Source organism: Halobacterium sp. KA-6, from assembly GCF_021029015.1.
Lineage (GTDB): Archaea > Halobacteriota > Halobacteria > Halobacteriales > Halobacteriaceae > Halobacterium.
This window is the reverse complement of the sequence record NZ_JAJJZH010000012.1, coordinates 75,824-94,052: the sequence shown is the minus strand read 5'-3', so window position 1 is coordinate 94,052 and position 18,229 is coordinate 75,824. Positions and strand designations below refer to the sequence as shown.

Below are 18,229 nucleotides of genomic sequence, written 5' to 3'. Positions count from 1 at the left end.
CGTTGTGTCGGCTTCTTTCCGTCCACGTTGTCGAGAGCGTCTTGCAATTCCTCGACGGAGATCTCGTCGAGATGATTCACTAGCTACTGCAACTGTCTCTGAGTAAAAAGTTCTACCGGTTACTATAACTCAACAGTAACGTTCGCGTACGTGGACGGGGAGAATCTAACGCTCGTCACGAAGGCTGGAAATGAGATCAATCTCGGTGTCAACGCTAACGCAATCGGCGCTGGGAAGGACGTCGATGATGACGGATACGTCGAAATTCCATACGTGACGAGCAATAATCACCTGAAGACCGTGGATAAGACTGGCGAGATGATAACGTTGGCAACGGACGCTGACAAATCGAAAGCGAAGGTTGCAATCGGTGATCACGACGAAGACGGCGAAGACAGCGTCTACTACTCCACGCCGGACGGCGTGCTGAAGGCCGCCAACATCGTAGACAACACAACCAGAATACTGGATGGTGCGGACACCTCGACGAAAGCTGTCGCTGGCGTTGGGGACGTCACTGGTGATGGAACGCCGGAAGTCGTCTACACTGATGGCTCGAATATCGGGTATTACAACACGTCAGGTGTCGAAAATAGCTTCTACTCGAATGGGGTTGGCAGCAGTAGCGGGCATGGGATTGGTGCGCCACGTGATCTCGATGGTGACGGAACCGCTCGCATTCCGATTGTGACGGGTAGTAGTAACGTGGCGCTTGTGGATGGGAGTGGCAGCCCGGAAAAGCTCATGCAGGATGGTAGTGCAGCGAAATCACCGGTCGCAGCGGTCGATTGGGTGAACGGTTCGAACTTGGAAGTCCTGTTCTTGAATTCGAGCCAGAACGACAAACCGTACTACGTAACGCTCGACAAATCGACCGGGCCGATTGATGCTGTGAGTGGAACGGCAGACGCCGAGGCGGGCGTCGCCTGGGTCCAGGACGCCCCCCTTGTGCTCTCAAACTTCACCCTCGTGAATGACTCGGGCACGTTACAGGCATCGTTTAACTCAAGTAGCGACCTCAGTTCGCTGGATGTTACGATCGACGGCCCCGATAGTGAATCGCTCAACTTGACTGATTTTACCGAGAACACTACTAACGGCCGCTACACCTATACTGGCGATTACCGCCCGAGTATGGACGGCAATTACACGGCCACCCTCAACTCAGCGACCGCCACCGACGGCGACACCGCAACCCGCGAGCATACGGATACGGCGACCATCGACACGCGGTTCAACGTCACCGACCTGAATGCGACGGCAAACGGCTTCGACATCAATATCTCGTTTAACGCCACCGACCGGCTCTCAGGGGTTTCCGTCGATATTGCCGGCGCCGAAAACGACACTCTTGACCTCAATAATTTCTCGACGTCTAGTTCTGATTCTCCGTACGTGTACACGGGCACGTACAACGCGAGTACAGCGGGCGCGTACAACGTCACGCTCACGCAGGCGACGTCTGACGATGGCCAGGTTGACGACGAAAACCTCACCGACTCGGCAATCACAGACGAGCCCCTCGACGTGTGGAACTTCACGCTGACGAACGAGACAGATGGGATCCATGTCGCTTTCAACGCAAGCGAACAACTGCGCGAAACCACAGTCTCCATCGACGGACCAACGAATACGACGCTTGACTACGGAAACTTCACGGAGACCAAGACTACCGACGGCTACGCCTACAACACAACGTACGAGACCACCGAAATCGGCACGTACAACGGAACATTTGAACGCGCAAAATCCACAGACGGCGATGTTGTCACACCGAATCTCACCGCGAATGCGACGCTCGGTGACCCGTTCGACGTCACAAACCTCACGGCAACCGCGCGAAACGGCGACCTCAACATTTCATTCGATACAACACATATGCTGGTTGGTGTGAAGGTTGAAATTGCGGGCGCGGAAAACGACACACTCACCGTCGGTGCGTTCTCAACGAACGACTCCAACCCGACGTACACGTACACTGGAGGCTATGATGCGAACACGACTGGGAGCTACGACGTGACGCTCACAGACGCGACGGCAACCGACGACCAGACCCACGATGAAGACCTTACAGATACGGCGTGGATCGAAGCAAACGAGAGTACAACCGAAGCACCGACGGACGCGCCTGCTGGTGGCGGATCGTCGGGTGGAGGCGCGTCTGGTGGTTCGGTAAACCCGGTTCCGACAACGACGGCGCCACCGGCAACACCAACGCCGACAACAGAGAGCCCACAGGCAACAGAACAGCCATCCGGCCCAGCAACGACGAACAATCCTGAGCCGGCAAATCCTGGGATACGAACGACGTCGAAACCAACAACCACCGCAAAGAACGCCACGACATCGAACTCGGGGAGTGTCCGGCGGCCGTCGCACAACGTTGAGATGCCGTTTGGCGAGCTATTCGGCATCCCCGCCAGCACGACAGTCTTCGCATTCATTGTAGCCATTCTCCTGGCAGCCAGACGAAGCCACGAACAGTAGGGACGATCACGCCGAAGACGGTTCAGGCTAATTAAACGTTTGAGTCAAAGGTGGCAGCTCAAACAATGAGAGGTGGATGGACTACCCACGGAGGGCTTCGACGGGTGATTCGTTGGCCGCTTTCCAGGCGGGGTAAAGACCACTCAGGACGCTGGCGCCGATTGCGAAAGCCATCCCATAGGCGAGATAGCGGGAGCTCTGCCACTCCAAGACTAACCAGGCATTATCCGTGAGGACGCTGAACAGCGCGAAACCAACAGCAAGTGAACCGAGTGCACCGACGATGCCACCGACTATGCCGAGGAAGGCGGCTTCAGTGAGAATCATCCGGAGGACCTCACCGCGGCGGATTCCAACCGCACGAAGAACGCCAATCTCGCCACGGCGTTCGATCGTACTCATCAACATCACGTTCAGAATCGCAACACTCGCAACAAACAGCGAAATTGAGCCAATCCCGAGTAATGCCAGTTCGAGTGTGTTCATGAACGAGTTGATGTTCTCTTAAATATTGCCGTAACTGGAGATGCTCAATATCTCTTCCTTGTTCCGGCCATCCTGAGTCAACGGCCCCGCGACGGTGGCGCGGGGCTTGTCAGTGAACTCGGCCTCTGCCGAATGTGGTTAGTCGGACGGGACGAATCCCCGGTTCGGCGTCACTACTCCTGACTTGAGGGCGAGTTGACTGTCGCCCGTCCGCCGCGACGACTGTAGGCCACGACGGACGTACCGCCATCCAACGTTTTTCGCTCCAACATAGTCCGCATTTGCCGTTGCATCACACGACTCGCACTTGAACTCCGCCTGCCTGACGCGATTCCCTTTACTTGTGTGGCCACACTCCGGGCACCGACGACTCGTGTTCTCCGGATCGACGTACTCTACACAGATGCCTTCCGCGTCAGCCTTGTACTCCACGAGGTCGACGAGCTGGCGATGTGCCCACTGGTGAACTCCTTGACCGGCGGCGCACGTTCCCGTATATGGCGCAGGTTCTCGAATGCGATGTACTCGCAGTCCTGTTCCAACGCTTCCTCAAGGATGTCATTAGCGACCTGGTGAAGGACATCTCGAACGTATCGGGACTCCCTGCCGCTCATCTGCTGAATCGTGCGGTGCGCGGACTGCGTGCCGGTCTGTTGGAGATTGCCGCGAATCCGCTCGAACTCCCGATGACGGTGGCGGAGTTCCCGACCGGACGCGAAGAACGCTGTTGAGGTGGTGGCGATGTTGACGATCCCAAGGTCAACGCCGAGAACTGTCCTGTCCTCGTCGTCGCCCTGTCGTTCGACCTGTTTCTCAGGCTTCTGTTTGTGAAAGCCGAGATGCAAGTAGTAGTCGCCATCACGCCGGGAAAGCGTGGATTCGGTGACCTCCCAGTCCTCGTTGTTGAGGTACTGGTATTGGTAGCCGTCTTCGTCGTCGGGTAACGCGAGGTCGCACCGAATCCGGCCGTCAACTGTGGAGAGTGAGACTGTTTCGTCGTCGAATAGGGTCATCGTCCGCGTGTCGTATTTCACTGTCTCAGCGGAGAACTCCGGACGCGAGGTCTTGTACTCCTCGTCTAATTCTTCGAGTTCGTCGATGCCGGAGAGTGCGGCTGCGGCTTGGTGGGTGGCGAGGATTGCGTGTTGGCTCCCGAGACGCGTCTTCTCCAGTACTGTGTCGTAGGCGAGGTCTTGGAGGAACGTTTTCCGCGTTTCACCCGTTCGCCATCCGATTTGGCTGCTGATGTTGCAGGCGGCTTGCCACTCGTTGATGATGGTATCGAGCAGTTGCTTCTGCTCGTCGGTGAGGATAGGGCGGGTGATTGCGGTGCGTCTCAGGTAGTCATCCGCCATAGGTTTCAATGGATAAATGTGCCACTTAGTAGTTAGTGGTTTGTGGCAGCGGATGTCGGCTTCCTCCCCGCCCACGGTACGGCGGAAAATCCGCCTCACTACCTAGTTTGAAGTAGGCCTCTAGGTTGGCAGCAATCTGTGTCACTGCGTCACCATCGGCAGCGACGACCGTCACTGAGTAATAATATTGCTGGTCGGACAGCGCCGACAGCGGCAATATGAGCTCACCAAACCCCCCGCCGTCAACATCGGCAACAAATGGAACGCTTGGAACACGAAGCCCAGTTCAGAGCGTCGCTTCTCAGTGTGTTCGTCCTCGCTGAAATGCGTGACGTCTTCCCCATCAAGGAACACCGCTCCCTCGGTCGGGGAGTCAAGCAACCCAATCATATTCAGCATCGTACTCTTGCCTGACCCAGATGGACCGATCACCGTGACCATCTCGCCGCGCTCCGCGTGAAAGTCAACGCCTTTCAGCGCCTCAATCGTCTCCGTACCACTCTCATAGCGCCTCACCACGCCGTCCAATTCAATCACGCTCACGGATTGCGCCAACGATAGACCATAACCCCAACGCCGATCCCAATCTTTGTCACTGGTAATCCGCCACCGCTCCCACCTGGCGGGCCGCTGGGCCGCTGCTGGGCGTCCAGCCCGGAAGCAAGTGGCCCAGAAGCCGCGGTGGTGTTACTCACCTCAACTTTCGTGATTTCGGAGAACTGCTCGCCATTCACGGAGTAGTTCACGCGAACAGGAATCTGATCGACGGATGCAGACGATTCCACCGTAAGACCGAACGTCGCGAACCCACTTCGCTCGACTGTCCCGACGAAGTAGCCGCCATTTGAGGAGAGTGACTCACTGGCGGCCACATCCACGAGGACTGCATTCGCGTTCGCCCCACCAAGGTTTGACACATCCCCGCTGATCGTGTACGTGCCGCCGCGATTCATCGTCTCAATACCGGTTAACGCCATCTCCGCAGCGTCCTGCGGCGCGTACTGGAGTGTCGTACTCGCGGTTCGAGCCTGGGACTCTCCCTCAACGGTGTACTGTGCCCGAATCGTGAGTTCGCCCGCTGGAATGTCGCTGCCGTCAAAGGTTACTGACTGTGATTCCCCACCAACAATATCTCGTGATTGGCGTGCGCGTGAGAACGCGGTCATCCCTGACAATTTGCACTTGTCCGGACTCAATTGCAACCGATCCGTATTGTGTGACTGTCGCCGAAATCCCTGTCGAGCCGTTCATCGACTGGGCAGATGCGGTCACACCAACATCGATTGAGCGCTGCTCGACCGTCACGTAGGCCGGTTTCTCTACAACAAACGAATCACCAACTTCGTCAGTCCCCCGCACGTACACCGTAAGCCGATGTTGGCCAGCTTCCTCAAAGACCGTCGAGAATGGGAGCTCGACTGTGCTTCCTGGGCCGAGACGCCCAATATTGTCCGTGCTTTCGAGCATTGATGGGCCGTTCACACTTACTTCCGTAATTTGGGCGCTATCTGTAGCGCTCTCAGCGTTCCGGATCGTCGGGGTGATTGTAACTTGTGAGTTCGTCGTTGGATTCTCCGGTGACACCGCAATCGTACCGACTGTCATCGAGACGTTCAGCCCCGATGGCGGCGAGAGGCTCTGATTCGTTGTCGGTTGTGCGGCCGCCACTGATGAAGCGACAGCCGACAAGACAACAACGAGTATCGATACAGCCGCAGTGAGAGACCGAGTATTCACGTACATTATATGGCGGTCATGGGAGAGGAGGAGTTCTCATACATGTATGCTCTTGACGTTCTGGAGGTCCTAGTGCCGCATATCCCAGTCAGACATAAAATAAGCTAAGCGCGTTCTCTGGCAGAGAATCTACGAAGAATATTCGGCAGGGTTGGTGAGGTTATACGAGCAGACAGAGGATAAGGCAAGCGCGTCGATAAGCCATATCAGAGCGTACACCCCCGGCAAAAATATAGCCCTCTCAGATTGGCCGGAAAGAAGACTCGTACGAACAAATACTGGATATAGCAGTCTATCTGGTGGGCCGGTTCATCATCCCAAACATATTGTTAATTTGTGCCATGGAGGCTGCTACGGCCGATTTCAGGTGTCTCTACACACAAGGCATATATGGGGAGAGGGTCAATAATTGATTACCCCTACCCAAGCCCCTCTCGCCGCGCTGAGGGTGTCACAGTATCCGACCCATGACGGATGGGCTGGGAGACCTGGCAAATCAGCGAGCATGCAAACGCAACAATGACAGATACAACAAATAAACTCCGCGCGGTCTTCCTGACTGCGCTGATGATCGGCAGCGTATTCGCAGCCGGCATCGCCTTTACAGGAAGCGTCGCCGCGGCAAGTAACGTGAGTGCATCCGTGGATCCCGCCACGGAAAACACTCAGGCGACTTACCAAGTTAATGCAACGGCGGATACAAGTGATAGTCTTCAGTATTTGACATTTGACGTTGACGGGGCAGGATACGGTTCTGTCACCGCCTCTGACGTCACTGTCAATACTACTGACGAAGCTCCCCACCCGATCGATCAGGTAGTTGTCGAGAACGGAGCGCTCTCGATCGAGCTTTCAGACTCGGCAGGGAATCTTGACGTCGGTGACTGGATTAACGTCACCGTCAACGACGTCACCAACCCGATCGTCAGTGGGAACACGAATGTTAACGGCCAACTATCCTACGAGGGCACAAGCGAAGGGACATCCTTCGATACTGCCCAATTCAGTGTCGACATTGTGGAGGCGAATAACGAGCTTAACGCTGGTGTGACCCGGAACCACACGGACGTCTTCAACACACCCGTGACTGTCTTCATGGGTGAGGAAGACGTTAATATGCAGCGTGTCGCTGGCACGGGCAGCCAGAATTTCGTCGGAACTGCCGGTAATGCTGACGGCTCCGTCGTCACCGCTACCGACGCGACGCAGGTTGACTTCACCTCGTCGTCGAACTTCCAGACTGGCGGCTACAGTATTGACGGCGACGACACCGACGTTGAAGTCTCCGTCGTCAACGCCAACATCGGTGACGTCACCCTCTATCAGGGAACTGCCAACACGGACGGCGCGGACATCACAAACGCCCGCGTCTCCCAGGACAGCAACGTTACCGTGCAGCCGGAGTTCAACTTCGACAGCGCAGACAAGCTCGAAGTCACCGTGACCGACAGCGCCGGTCTCGACGTTACCAACTCCGTCCTCAGCACAGGCCTCAGTAACATCAGCAATACTGACGGTAGCTGGTACTACACTGGCGCCTCCGCCGGTAACTTCACAATTAATACTGCTGACCTCGACAACGAGCAGTACAACGTGACTGTCGCGGGCGACGAACTCAGCCCCTCGCACACGGTCTCGTTCACTATCGGTGACGCCGAAACGTCGATCAGCCTCGACCAGACGGAAGTCACCAAGGGCCAGAACGTCGTCGCAACCGTCCTCGGTACGCCCGGTGAGACGGTTGACGTGAGTATCGATAAGGACGCACTCGCGAACAGCACCAGTCCCAACAAAGCAGACGCAGAAGCAGTCTTCGCCAACACTGGCGACGTCGAATTCCGTGACTACAACGGCAGTGAGTCGAGCATCTACGCGAACCTGAGCCTTGGCGACGATGGCCAGGCCCAGGTCCGCATCAAGACGCAAGCCCTTGAGAGCGACGCGACGGCAACGATCGAAGTTGCTCCGAACGTCACAGCCTCTCAGGATGACTCCGTTGATCTCCGTATCAACGAGCAGTCCATCTCGATTGGCAGCGTTCCGGACTCGGTCGCTGTCCGCGGCCAGTTCACGATCAACGGCAGCGCGCCCGAGGTCGACGAAGTCGGTGCCTACGTGAAGCTTGACGAGACGTGGTATCCGATTCACGCACAGAGCGGCGGCGAGAACCTCACTGACGTCGAAAGCGATGGGACCTTTGAGCTTGAACTCATCGCGGACGACGACGGTAACGCGCTCGAAATCCCCGGCTCCTACCGCATCGGTGTTGCCGCTTCTCCGCCGACTCCCAGCGGCGAACTCGGTCAGATTGACCAGTCTGCATGGGGCGACTATACGACCGCTTCCACGACGATTCGGACTGGCGAAGGTAACCTAACTGCGGCCTTCGAGCGTGGTTACCTCGCAACCGGTGATGGTGTCTCTGACGAGGTTACCCTCTCCGGTAGCGCAATCGGCCAAGACAGTAGTACTGTCGACGATGTGCGTGTTTACGGCGTTGGTCCGCGTGGCAACGTTGAGTACGCCACCCCGACGATCGAAGACGATAACACGTACGAGGCTACCTTCCAGTCTGGTGACTTCGAATCGAACGGTCAGCACGAGTTCATCGTTGTTGGTGCCGGCCGCGACGGTTCCTTCGATAATGGGACGACAGCTGTGACCCCGCGCGGTACCAAGCAGCAGGCGCTTGAAATCATCCGTGACGCATACACGGGTGCTGGTGCTGACGACGTCCTCGTGAACACCACACTCAACGTTCAGGAAGCCCAGATCTCGATCGATCAGTCGGGCGACCTTGAACAGGAAGTTGTCCAGCTCTCGGGCACGACCAACCGTCAGCCGGACACGACGTTCTTCGTCGACGTCACTGACAACTCTGGTCAGTCCGTCATCAGCACGGAAGCCGAAGTCCACGCAAACGGTACGTGGACCGCACAGCTTGACCTGACGCAGGTTGAGCTCGGCTCGTACACTCTCAGTGTTGAGGGTGACGAGGCGACCGCAACGCAGTCGATCACGGTCGTCGAGCCGATGCAGGAGACCACGCAGGCTCCGCAGACGACGGAAGCCCCGTCGACTACGGAAGCCCCATCGACTACGGAAGCTCCGTCGACTACGGAAGCTCCGTCGACCACCGCGGCTCCTGAGACGACGGAACCCTCGGGCGAGTCCGGCGGCGGCATCCCCGGCTTCGGCATGGGCATCGCGCTCATCGCCGTGCTCGGCGCTGCCCTGCTGGCACTCCGCCAGAATTAACGTAACACGACCTGACCGCCCGTAAGGCGGTCACCCCAAATCCCCTACCCGCACTTTCTTTCGCGCCCACAATCCGATAGCAGCAGCGCTGTGCGCCGTTCAAGTACGCAGGACCACGCTTGGTCGCGACTAGGGAATGCCCAGACGCTCTTTCGTAGGACATTATTGAGTTCAGCGCGTTGCTCCGGTCGCGTGGTTAAGTGCGTCACATCCATGTTTTCGATATAATTCTCGGCGAAATTGGAACACCCTGAGATACGGTAGCTATCTTTAGAGATACCCGATGCGCCGAAAGCCACCATCACTGATGCGACGCGTTACTCTCGTCGTTGTTGACGTTCACAATGTCGTCGACATATGCGCCGTCGACGTGGGCGACGAATTTCTGAGTGACTCACGTAGGAAACAGCCAGGGCCTCGGTGTGGCCGCGTTAGTCACGAGCAGCGTGTCGACCACTGGCCCACTCCCAGATGAGCTCGAATGCGAGCCAACTGGCTGCCCAGGTCCCAAAGAGGAGGAACACGAGGCTCGTCGTTGAGAGCATCGCGAAGGGGAGAGTAGCGACAACGAGTTCGGGGTAGAGCAGGAGACAAACACCAATGGTCACGAGTAAGCCGGCGAGACTGCAGCAGTAGTGTTCAACAACGCCGGCTGTCTTCGCTGAACGCGTGGTTGCACGTGGTTGTTTCCCCCCACTGCCCCCATGTGTTGTAACCATCTAGCACACCTTGCTAGAGACTTCGAGGGCGGCAACCTTGTGTATTGTGACCAAATAGCATAGACTGGGTGAGGGTATTGGCCCACCTATCAGGAACGGATATCTGTGGACCTCGGCGGAATACAACGGTATGGGACTGTTTGATCTACCGACCAAGTCGAACGATGACTGGCCGTAGAAGAGCGTGTATCGAGCCACAACGTCACTGCGGTGACCGACAGTATCGGGCACTGTAGGAACCAGGAGAAGTGGCGCTGGCTGCCCTGAAGAGAAGGCAGCCATCTTCACTGCCAACGGTACTCGGCACTCTGGAACGTCCCAGGTAGGGCACCGAACGTGGATAGTGAAACGAACGTGCCGCTCCCCTCCATGTTGATCGTTCGGAGAGGAAAAAACTCCGCGTTACTCCTTCAGTCGAACTGCGAGAAGTACGGCGATCGCTGCCGCGAGGATTGTCGTGATAGGTGACAGTGGGGCAAATCCACTGGAGGCGTTGTTCTCGACGGGCGCAAGCGGTTCGGACTCCTGGACAGGGATTGTTGGCATCGCAGTCGTCGTGGGCTGTGTCGTCGTTGTTGGTTCTGCTGGCTGCTGAATGAGGGCGGTATCGCTGACTGGTGACCCCGCTGCCGTATAGACGGAGTCGTTAGTATCGAAGGCCTCGTTGCCATTGGCGTCTTTGATGGCGGTAGCACGCACAGTCGTCGGCTGGTCGATAGTGGTATTCAATGAGATATCGACGCTGTCGTAGACGCCGCTAGCGAGCAGCCGGGATGTACCAATCGTTGTCTCATTCGCCGTTAACCGGACGAAGCCATCCCCAGACAGTGTTACGTCGGTGACTGTGACGGTGTCGTTTGTCGCTGTCTGATCGGGGAGCTTGAGACCGGCATTCGTCTTCGGGAGGCGGATCGAGTAGTCAGTCCACTCTCGATAGCCTTGAATCCAGAGCGGGAGTTCGCCGGGGCGGTGGGCGCCCGGGAACTCGCCTGCTCGATAATCGCCTGGGATTTCGCTGGGTCGCTCGGCAGCCGGGTATTCATCGGGTTGAACGCCCGGCAGGTCGCCCGCCTGATGGATTCTCGGGAACTGGAAGGTGACCGAGAAGGAGCCGTCTTCGTCGGCCAGAACAGTTTGTTCCCAGAGGTGCGGATGAGGTGTCTCCTGGAGCGCGGCCACCGAGAGCTCCGTGCCCGGGGCGAAGTTCGTCTGGCCGGAGATCATGATCTTGGAGTCGTTCCAGGGGAGCAGTGTGAACCCGGGGTTGGCCTGCATTTGGATCATCGGCTGCTTGAGGTTGATTCGCCCTGAGGCGACGGTCTCGTCGGATGCGACGAGGGGGCTTTCGTCGCCGTCGAGGACTACCTGGAGTTCATACGTGTACTTTCGGAACCCGGACATCTCGATCTCACTGGTGTCCCAGATGACGAGAAACCGGTTATGGCGCCCGTCCGTGCTGCCTTTCACGCCCATCTGGTCTCGAATCAGCAAGTTCTCGACGGTGGCGACGTTTGCGTCCGTGTTCGGCTCAGGGCTGAGCTCTTTCACTCGGAGGTGAATCCCCTCGCTCGTAATAGAGGTCGGTGTGGGATTGTCACCGAAGGCGCCGCCGAGCCCGCTGTTTTGGATCATTAGCGCGGCATATTCCCCTCGGACAACGTCGTTGCCGGTCGTGAGCTGATTGTAAACCTCAGGAGTGGGCACCGCTTGTTCGTCTTCGATATTCATGGTGCTTGGCAGCCGCGCCATCTGACTGGTTGTCTGATGGCGGGGGAGCACCGTAAGCGAGCCCACGTCTTTGACGGCCCCATCGATAGTCACTGTGAGCGTATACTGGCCGGGAGACAGAACCTTATCGAGGGAGCCGCTCGAGGGCGCCGTGAGAGATGCCCCACCCACGGAGAGAAACGCATTCGGGTTCGACGACGTTGTCTGGTACGTGTTAAATTCGACCGTTGTGGTTCCCCCGCCATCAAGCGGAACCTCCACCTCGAACCCCCGGTTTGCGTCACCGATCGTGAGTGTTGCCGTAGCAGAGTGACTCACTGGAATCGCAACCGCGTTCCCGCGAATCACCTTGTGGTCGCCGACGGATGCGGATGCTTGTTGCGTTGCTTCGGCGGCGCCTATCACACTCGTCAGTGGTGCCGTCGCTATCAACAGAATGAGTACGACGATGGGGGCTGTGAGACGAGTGGCAGTCATGGAGGTCGCAAGTAGTGACGGAGTTTGCCGCCGAACCATATTAATCCTCGTGGGCGATTATCGGCGATGAAATTTCCGCGCCTGACAATACACGGCTTGTGAGTCGCTGATTCGGTCTGAAGAATAGCAGCGTCCATCGTCACGATTCGCGCTTCCCCCCATTCCCGTTGAGGACACATGCGCAGTGGATTTTGGGGTTCAGAACTTCCCGACCGAACGTTCGTTCGAAATCTACTTGAATGCTCACGCAGTACTCTGCCAGCAGATGGCTCAGTTACGTTCACCACCTCGAACGGGGTTGAAACAACACCTCGAGAACGACACGCCGACGCGTATGGAGGCTGCATAGATGGGTAGCCTCCCCACACGGTCGTCCCTCGCCCTCCTCATGCCGCTGTTGCTGGTCGCCTCGCTCGTGGTGCCAGTGATGCCGGTTGCAGCACAATCCGAACAAGTCATTGGCAGTCCCAACATTACCGCGTCAGTCCAGGACAACCACATCCAGGCAAGTGAACAAACAAGTATTGCCGTCACTCTCTCAAACACTGGCCAGGTCAGACAGTCCGGCCCCGCGCAGTTCGTTGACCGCGTGAGTACCGCGCGGAACGTCCAAGTTTCGATTGATGACTCACGGATTGACGCGCCAATCGACGTCAAAACTGGGACGGTAACGCTTGGCGCGCTCCAAGACGGTGGCGTCCAACAAGCAGCGTTCGACATCAAGACCGGCAAGACGCTTGAGCCAGGCACCTATACGGTTCCGGTCCGCGTGACGTACTCGTACACCCAGTACGTGAATTACGACCAGACCCAGTCAGGGTACTCGAACATCGAGTACGTCGATGGGACGCGAACAACGACGCTCGACGTCAAACTCGTCGTCGAGAAGAGTCCCCAGTTCTCATTGTCACCGACGGCGACAGACCAACTCACTGCCGGGGGCAGCGATTTCTACAACTTCTCCGTCACGAACAACGGCAGCCAGCGGGCGCATGACATCGCCGTCCACCTCACCTCCCAGAGCCCCAGCATGCAGTTCGGGTCGACGCAGCCACGGTCGGAGGCAAGCGTGTTCATCCCATCGCTGGCACCCGGTGAAACCCATACGGCGTCCGTTCGCGTGACCGCAACGGACAGTTCAACTGCCGGCCAGTATCCGATTCAAGCAACCGTCGAGTACGAAACCCCGAATGGGATTTCGGGCACCTCAGACCCGATTACAGTCGGCGGGGAAGTCAAAGCCGAACAACGATTCGCCCTCGGGGATGTGATTAGTGGGCTGCGTGTCGGTACTGAAGGGAACGTTACTGCGACGCTCACTAACCGCGGGCCGAACCCCGCCAACGATGCTGTGATAACCTTACAGGCGCCGGCAACAGGTATCGAGCCGCAGCGAACGGAGTTCGCGCTCGGCGACCTCAAAGCTGGCGCCGGGGAGACGATTCGGTTCCCTGTTACGGTCACCGATAGCGCTGACGCTGGGCCATATCAGTTCGCTTACACCGTCTCTTACGAGGATCGCAACGGGAACGACCAACAGAGTAACACACTGAACACGCGCATTCAGATTGCTGAACAGCGCGACGTGTTCGATGTCACTGGTATAAATACGTCGCTGCAGGTTGGGTCCAGCGGCACGCTTGAGCTCCGACTCACAAATAATGGCGACGCGACGCTACGGAATATCAACGCGAAGGCGTTCGTTGATGACCCTCTCTCGGCGAGTTCGGATGAAGCGTTTGTCCCCAGTCTGGAACCGGGCGAGTCCACGACGATCGTCTTCGAGGTCAGCGTTGCCGGTGGCGCGGTCGCGCAACCGCGGCCACTGGAGCTCGACTTCCAGTACGAGGAACCGGCCGGTGACACCGTGCTCTCTGACACCTATCAAGTACCGGTGAACCTCACACCGGCCGCAGAGGGCGGCCTCCCCACGACGGTCATCGGAGTCGTCGTTGTCATCGTGCTGATTGGGGCTGGACTCATCTACCGGCGGCGATAATCCGTCATGGTAACTGTAGATTCGCTGCTTGAGACGGCCGACGATTGGATCGTCGATCGGCCGAAAGCCGTCGTCGTCGCGTTCCTCGTCTTGACACTGGTGTTTGCCGGGGGCCTCGGTGGTATCAGCAGTGACGCCGGCACCAGCCAGTTCGTCGAGGGGAACCCCGCCCAGGAAGCCTACGAGGACGTCAACGCCGAGTTCGGCGGGAGTCCCTTCGCTGCAGACGTGGGGAGCACGCAGATCATTCAGCGTGGAGATAACGTCCTCTCGAAGCCAGCTCTCCTGCGGTCGCTCACGTTACAAGAGCGCGTTCAAGAACGGGAATCACTCCGCGTGAGCGGGACGTCAAGTGCCGCGACGATTGTCGCACAAACGCTTGACCCGACGGCGACGACAGTAACGGCCCAACAGCGAGCGATTCGGGACGCCACGCCCGCTCAGATAGATGCCGCGGTCAAGCAAGCCGCCCAAACACCAGGCTTCACCGCCCTCCTGAGTACGGACTTCAACAAGAACGAAGCGAGCTCGTCAGCGACGATCGGTACTATCCAACACCGTGTGCCGGCTGGCTTGTCGTCGACGGCAGGCGCTGGTGGGACGAGCCCGCTGACGCCGATGCAACTCACGGTTGAACAGATTGCTGATCGGACGCAGGGCGATTTCACCGTGTTCGGCAGTGGCATTCTCTCGAACGAACTTAACTCCGTGATTGGTGACTCAATGGCGATTGTCGTGCCGGCCGCCGCCCTCCTCATCATCGTCTTCCTGGTGTTCGCCTATCGTGATCCCGTCGACCTCCTTTTGGGGATTATCGCGCTCGTCATGACCATCATCTGGACGTTTGGCTTCATGGGACTTGCGGGCATCCCGTTCAGCCAGATGCTCATCGCGGTGCCGGTGTTACTCCTCGCGGTTGGGATTGACTTCGGGATTCACACCGTCAATAGATATCGTGAAGAGCGTGCCACGGGCGCTGGCATCCATGCAGCAATGCGGCCCACAACCGACCAACTCCTGGTCGCATTCTTCATCGTCACCGGCACAACCGTAATCGGGTTTAGCGCGAACATGATTAGCGATCTCGGCCCAATTCGAGACCTTGGGCTAGTTGCAGGTATCGGGATCGTGTTCACGTTCCTGATCTTCGGCGTGTTCCTGCCATCGATGAAAGTCCTGCTGGACGAAGCCCGCATTCGGCTTGGCATTCCCGAATTCGGCAGTACAGCCATCGGCAGTGGGAACTCATTGCTCGCACGGTCGTTGACGGTCGGCAACTGGTGTGCAAAACGCGGTCCAAAAGCATTTCTCGCACTCATGCTGGTCTCCGGGGCTGTCGCTGGCGCGTACGGGACCGGCGTCGATACGTCCTTCTCGAATGAGGACTTCCTGCCGCCCGAGGAGAGCCCAGACTACATCGAAGCACTCCCGGAACCGTTCGCACCGGGCGACTACACTGTAACGGAGACGCTCAACTTCCTTGAGGAGAACTTTGAATCCGCGCAAAGCAGTAGCGTCACGATCTATATTGAAGCCCCGTTACGGCAAGATGACGCCCTCCAACAGATCCATCGGGTAAACAAGGAGCCGCCAGAAGCCCTCATTTCCGAGGACCGGCGAGCGCATCCTGAGAGTATCGTTTCCGTCATCGAAAGCCGGACATCTCAAGACCCAGAATTCGCGCAACTTGTCGCCCGCAACGATCGGAATGGGGACGGCATCCCGGATAACAACCTCAAAGTGGTGTATGACTACTTGCTCTCCTCATCGTCACGAGGGCAAACGCTGAACTACCTCTCTGAAAACTACCGGTCGACACGTGTTGTGTACTCCGCGGAAAGCGACGCGACACAGGATGAGGTCGCCGCAGCTGGCCGTGAGATGGCATCCCGGTATCGAATGCACGCAATTGCAACCGGTCAGACAGTCGTCTTCGCGGCAATCACCGACGTTATTTTCAACTCCGCTATCCAGAGCCTCATCCTCGCGCTCATCGCGACTGCAATCTTCCTCGTGCTCATCTACTGGGTGCTCGAACGCCGCCCCTCACTCGGAATTGTGAATCTCATCCCGCTTGTCTGGACGATCGCCGTCCTTGCCGGGACGATGCGGTACTTCGGCATCCCGCTAAACGTCCTTACCGCAACGATTCTCTCGATTGCCATCGGGCTGGGGATTGACTACTCCGCGCACATCGTGCACCGGTTTGCCGACGAATACGACCCATCACGAGATATCCACGACGCACTCGACAAGACAGTTCGTGGAACTGGTGGAGCACTCGCCGGGAGTATGCTCACGACCTCCTCAGGCACTGGTGTGTTGGCGCTCGCAATCACCCCCATCCTCGGCCAGTTCGGCTTGGTGATTGCGCTCTCCGTGTTCCTCTCGTTCATCGCATCGATACTGATTACGCCCTCGGCAGCCGTGCTCTGGGAACGTGTCGTAATTACGCAGCCAGCAGACCAACCAGAATAACCAATGTCTGATTCCAACCCGTTTGACTCTGACTCCACGGATACGAAATCCGCGATCATGCGAGCAACGTTCGAAACGCTCGATGAGTATGGTTACACCGGGCTGTCGATGTCACGAATCGCTGATCGAGCTGACATTAGCAAATCCTCATTATACCATCACTACAGCGATAAAGACGCACTCCTGTACGAATTTCTGGAACGCATCATCGCACAATTAACAGATGAATTCTCACTCCTCGAGTTTGATGACCCCGTGACAGCCTTGGAGACCCTGCTCATGCAGGGCGTTCGAGGCCACTTCCCCGAACAACGCGAATCCAGGCAAATCATCGATAACGTCACACCTCCACACACGAACCCCGAACAGTCCCATGAGACGTTCATCGAACTGCGAGCGCAAGGGGTTCATGATGAGGTCTACCGCGAGAAAATAACCGAGCTCGATCAAACCCTCGAAACCCACATCGAGACGATTATCCGCTCCGGCATTGAACAGGGGGTCTTCCGTAACGTCGAACCCGAACCAGTCGCACAAACCTTCCTGACGCTCGTATTAGGCGGAATCGTTCGACGAACATCGTCGGAAACAACGGACCTGCCAGAGGTCTACAACACAGTCCATGACTGCATAGACCAACATCTATTATCCGATGACGAGTCTCTCAATGGCACTGAGTTGTGACACCCTCCTCGCGGTCGATTATGAGCATCCCCACAGTACCGCACCGATGAGTTAGCTGAACGTCACAAATCGTCGGTGTCACTCAGTAGTCGAGATCGTCGAGTACAGTACGAGTACGGCCGTACCGATGAGGGGTGCGACGAGGACGCTACCTGCGCTTGCTACGGTCCACTCAGGGTTTCCCGCACTAATCTGGATGGCCGGCGTACGGAGCGCGCCCGCCATCAGCGCAACGAGGAACGTCAGCGTCGCCGCCCGATAGTGGTCGAGCGCCCACGAGACTCCGCGAAAGGGAGTAGCCCGGGAGGAGTCCGAGAATGACTGCGGCGAACACGCCGCCAAGGCGACCACCCAGACGCTTCCCCTTGAAGTATGGCGGGATGGCTAGCAGCGTGCCGAAGACAGCGGGAGCGAACAGCAGCGTCATCGAAATCGTCTCCTGGGAAGGACTGCCAAGTCCAACAACGAGGGCTGCTGTCGCAACGATCTGATCGAACAACGTCCCGAACTGGCCAACGCCGACTCCAGTCGGGAACCCCGTCCAGACGTCGTACGGCATGGTCGACGGCCAGTTCTGGACGGTGTACATCACCTGCCGGAAGTGATAGTATGCGTCGTTGCCGGAGAAGTACACCTCTCCGTTCTGCGTGAAGTTCTCCCACGCCTGTACGCGCACCCAGAACATGAACGCAAGCACCGCGCCCAGAACGGGTACATGATACCAATTTTCGAGAACATCGAGGGCTGAATCGGCCGATATGGAGGGCGCCCTCGACTCCTCGTTCTTCTCGCTCATTGGTGGTAGGGACTGACAGCGAGCG

General features: G+C 57.6%; 8 protein-coding genes and 5 pseudogenes. 6 read left to right on the top strand and 7 right to left on the bottom strand.

The annotated features are described in order from the left end of the window. Positions 1-150: 150 nt before the first annotated feature. Complete coding sequence (locus LPA46_RS17105) at positions 151-2,487, top strand: hypothetical protein (protein WP_230893560.1); 2,337 nt, start codon at positions 151-153, stop codon at positions 2,485-2,487. An 81-nt stretch (positions 2,488-2,568) separates the two neighbouring features. Here the strand turns inward: LPA46_RS17105 and LPA46_RS17100 are convergent. From LPA46_RS17100 to LPA46_RS19300, 5 genes and pseudogenes are all read right to left on the bottom strand, one after another. Then, positions 2,569-3,030: pseudogene (locus LPA46_RS17100) on the bottom strand (ABC transporter permease); the annotation flags it as partial. An 81-nt stretch (positions 3,031-3,111) separates the two neighbouring features. Beyond that, a pseudogene (locus LPA46_RS17095) lies at positions 3,112-4,328 on the bottom strand (RNA-guided endonuclease InsQ/TnpB family protein). A 237-nt stretch (positions 4,329-4,565) separates the two neighbouring features. Then, a pseudogene (locus tag LPA46_RS17090) lies at positions 4,566-4,871 on the bottom strand (ATP-binding cassette domain-containing protein); the annotation flags it as partial. After that, a complete protein-coding gene (locus LPA46_RS17085) occupies positions 4,868-5,494 on the bottom strand; it encodes a hypothetical protein (RefSeq protein ID WP_230893557.1) in 627 nt (208 codons plus the stop codon). The pseudogene LPA46_RS17090 and the gene LPA46_RS17085, both read right to left, overlap by 4 nt. Next, positions 5,424-5,933, bottom strand: a complete 510-nt coding sequence (locus LPA46_RS19300) for a CARDB domain-containing protein (RefSeq protein WP_442908271.1) — start codon at positions 5,931-5,933, stop codon at positions 5,424-5,426. The genes LPA46_RS17085 and LPA46_RS19300 overlap by 71 nt, the downstream gene beginning before the upstream one ends. A 606-nt stretch (positions 5,934-6,539) precedes the next feature. Between LPA46_RS19300 and LPA46_RS19295 the strand changes: the two are divergent. Both LPA46_RS19295 and LPA46_RS19045 read left to right on the top strand, forming a co-directional pair. Then, positions 6,540-6,677 (top strand): annotated as a pseudogene (locus LPA46_RS19295) (surface glycoprotein); the annotation flags it as partial. Positions 6,678-7,112: 435 nt separating this feature from the next. Further along, a complete protein-coding gene (locus LPA46_RS19045; RefSeq protein ID WP_230893556.1) occupies positions 7,113-9,323 on the top strand; it encodes a PGF-CTERM sorting domain-containing protein in 2,211 nt (736 codons plus the stop codon). A 1,121-nt stretch (positions 9,324-10,444) separates the two neighbouring features. Here the strand turns inward: LPA46_RS19045 and LPA46_RS17075 are convergent. Further along, on the bottom strand, positions 10,445-12,175 hold the full coding sequence (locus LPA46_RS17075; RefSeq protein WP_230893555.1) for a DUF7282 domain-containing protein: 1,731 nt from the start codon (positions 12,173-12,175) through the stop codon (positions 10,445-10,447). A 421-nt stretch (positions 12,176-12,596) separates the two neighbouring features. Between LPA46_RS17075 and LPA46_RS17070 the strand changes: the two genes are divergently transcribed. The 3 genes from LPA46_RS17070 to LPA46_RS17060 are packed head-to-tail and all read left to right on the top strand — an operon-like array spanning position 12,597 to position 17,408. After that, complete coding sequence (locus LPA46_RS17070; RefSeq protein ID WP_230893554.1) at positions 12,597-14,246, top strand: COG1361 S-layer family protein; 1,650 nt, start codon at positions 12,597-12,599, stop codon at positions 14,244-14,246. Positions 14,247-14,252: 6 nt separating this feature from the next. Beyond that, positions 14,253-16,724 (top strand): efflux RND transporter permease subunit, encoded by a 2,472-nt coding sequence (locus LPA46_RS17065; protein ID WP_230893553.1) that lies wholly within the window; start codon positions 14,253-14,255, stop codon positions 16,722-16,724. Positions 16,725-16,727: 3 nt separating this feature from the next. Further along, entirely contained in the window at positions 16,728-17,408 is a 681-nt protein-coding gene (locus LPA46_RS17060; protein ID WP_230893552.1) for a TetR/AcrR family transcriptional regulator, read from the top strand. A gap of 271 nt (positions 17,409-17,679) precedes the next feature. Here LPA46_RS17060 and LPA46_RS17055 read toward each other — a convergent pair. After that, a pseudogene (locus LPA46_RS17055) lies at positions 17,680-18,204 on the bottom strand (STT3 domain-containing protein); the annotation flags it as partial. Positions 18,205-18,229: the final 25 nt, after the last annotated feature.

Excerpts from the sequence above, each read along its gene's own strand:
- LPA46_RS17070 (WP_230893554.1), top strand. The coding sequence starts at position 12,597 with ATGGGTAGCCTCCCCACACGGTCGTCCCTCGCCCTCCTCATGCCGCTG.
- LPA46_RS17065 (WP_230893553.1), top strand. The coding sequence starts at position 14,253 with ATGGTAACTGTAGATTCGCTGCTTGAGACGGCCGACGATTGGATCGTC.
- LPA46_RS17085 (WP_230893557.1), bottom strand. The coding sequence starts at position 5,494 with ATGACCGCGTTCTCACGCGCACGCCAATCACGAGATATTGTTGGTGGG.
- LPA46_RS19300 (WP_442908271.1), bottom strand. The coding sequence starts at position 5,933 with ATGACAGTCGGTACGATTGCGGTGTCACCGGAGAATCCAACGACGAAC.
- LPA46_RS17060 (WP_230893552.1), top strand. The coding sequence starts at position 16,728 with ATGTCTGATTCCAACCCGTTTGACTCTGACTCCACGGATACGAAATCC.